The organism is Paraburkholderia sp. CNPSo 3076 (assembly GCF_026343935.1).
Lineage (GTDB): Bacteria > Pseudomonadota > Gammaproteobacteria > Burkholderiales > Burkholderiaceae > Paraburkholderia > Paraburkholderia nodosa.
Window position 1 is genome coordinate 1 of record NZ_JAPMAL010000114.1, and the last position, 1,223, is coordinate 1,223.

At 64.3% G+C, this 1,223-nt stretch carries 1 protein-coding gene and 2 pseudogenes; all 3 read left to right on the plus strand.

The genetic code is table 11. From position 1 onward, the window contains the following. Nucleotides 1–520 (plus strand): annotated as a pseudogene (locus M3A49_RS42245) (IS21 family transposase); the annotation flags it as partial. A gap of 2 nt (nt 521–522) precedes the next feature. After that, nucleotides 523–930, plus strand: a pseudogene (locus M3A49_RS42250) (ATP-binding protein); the annotation flags it as partial. Between the two features lie 83 nt (nt 931–1,013). Continuing rightward, on the plus strand, nt 1,014–1,223 hold a 210-nt coding region (locus M3A49_RS42255; protein ID WP_133185892.1), incomplete at its 3' end, for a transposase.

Here is a 1,223-nt window from a genome sequence, read left to right on the forward strand (position 1 = left end):
GGTGCGTAAGTTTGCCCGTCACCTGGAAATCCGCAACCTCCAGACACAGGCATTGCTGCGCACCCACATGCTGGCCGACAGGCCGGGCACGGTGGTACTGCCGCAGGACGAGCGGCCGTTCAATCCCTCCCGGGAAACGCGCCGCATCCTCGCGCAGGCCAGGACGATCGGGCCATCGGCCGAGCGCCTGTGCCAGCATCTGTTCGACACCGAAGGCCGGGTCGGTCAGCGCAAGCTCTGGGGCATCGTTGGCCTGGTCCGGCGCTACCCCCGCCGCCTGATCGAATCGGCCTGCGAGGTCGCCATGAGAGAAGGCGTACCGAGCTACAAGCACGTCAAGGCGCTGACCGAGCGTCTGCTGGAGCAGGCGCTGGCTGAACTGGACGCGCCCGTCCAGGGCGAACTGCCCTTGACCCAGGAACATCACCTCATCCGGGACGGCGACGACTATGCCGACCTGTTCACCCTCGGCGCCAAGCACAGCGCCGCCATGCCATCAACCCACGGAGATCTCTCTTGAGCATGAGCCTTGCCGAAATCGATCGCGCGCTGCGCGAACTTCGCCTGTCGGGCATCAGCGCGACACTCGAAACCCGGGTACTGCAGGCCCAGGCCAGCCAGCAGCCGTTCCTCGAAACCTTCTCCATGATTCTGCAGGACGAGCTCGATCGCCGGCAATCCCGGCTGCTCGAACGGCGTTTCCAGCAGTCCGGACTGGACGAGCGGAAAACCCTGACCGACTTCGACTGGTCCTTCAATCCGAAAGTACCCCGTCAGGCCTGCTTCGAGCTACACACCCTGAAGTTCGTCGCCGACAGCGACAACGCGCTGTTGATCGGCAAACCTGGCACCGGCAAGAGCCACGTTGCGAAGGCCATCGCCTACAACGCCACCCTGCAGGGGATGAAGGTGCGCTACATCGAGTCAGAGGTGGCCGCGCAAAATCGGACAGCGGGATAAGTGGAACGGCCGGGGCCTGAGCCAGCGATAATGCAGGCAAAGGAACCGAGGAAATGACGAAACGAACCCGACGCACGCACTCAGCGGCGTTCAAAGCGAAAGTGGCCCTGGCGGCAGTCAAGGGCGAGCGGACGCTGGCCGAACTGGCGCAGCAGTTCGATGTGCATCCGAACCAGATCACGGAATGGAAACGGCAGTTGCAGGAGCGCGCGGCCGACGTGTTCGGTGCGGCAGGCCCGGTGTCTAGCGAGCCACCGGTAGAC